The sequence below is a fragment of the Xanthomonas sp. SHU 166 genome (assembly GCF_000364685.1).
Lineage (GTDB): Bacteria > Pseudomonadota > Gammaproteobacteria > Xanthomonadales > Xanthomonadaceae > Xanthomonas_A > Xanthomonas_A sontii.
In genome coordinates this window covers 1-722 of sequence record NZ_AQOJ01000653.1, presented here as the reverse complement: position 1 = coordinate 722, position 722 = coordinate 1, and the positions used below count along the sequence as shown (strand labels likewise).

Here is a 722-nt window from a genome sequence, read left to right as displayed (position 1 = left end):
TGCGCCGGCAGCGTGCCGGCGACGACGTGGCGGGTGATCTCGGTGGCGCCGTTCGCGCCGAACGCCTCGGCGCCGCCGCCGCTGGGCGCGCTCAGCGAGGTCAGCAGCGCACGGCCGTTGACCCGCACGACGTCGCCGTCGACGGCGACGTCGTGGATCGGCGACAGGCCGCCGTTCTGCCACGGCGGATTCATCTGCATCGGCCGCACCAGCAGCGACAGGGTGCCGCTGACCGGGGTGGTGCCGGTGTTGCGCAGGCGATGGCGCAGCAGCGTCACCGGCTGGCCGTCGCGTTCGATCGTGAAGGTCTCGCTGCGCAGTTCCAGCCCCGGCTGCGGCGACCAGCGCACCGACGGCATCGGCTTCCAGCCGTCGCGCAAGGCGTGGGTCAGCGCATGGCCGTCGGCGCCGGCGGCGGTGCCGGAGGCGTCGCGCCACAGCGGCTGTACCAGCGGCGCGCCCTTCCACGCCTCCAGGTTGCCGTACTCGTCGAAGATCGATTTCTGCCGGCCGGCGTGGATGCCGACCGCGGTCCAATAGGTCTGCTGCATGTGCAGCGAGGCCGGGAACAGCGCGCGGGTGGTGCCGCGCTGCGCGGCGACCTGGTAGCGCTTCATCGGCGTCATCACCGCCTTCGGCCCCAGCAGGCGCAGGCGCGCCAGGGTCGGCGCGACGCCACCGGGCGCGGCGTCGACGCGCAGGCGCAGCGCGCGCACCGGCAG

1 pseudogene is annotated in these 722 nt (G+C 74.4%); it reads right to left on the bottom strand.

The window, feature by feature from the left end:
- Nucleotides 1-722: pseudogene (locus tag D180_RS15680) on the bottom strand (hypothetical protein); the annotation flags it as partial.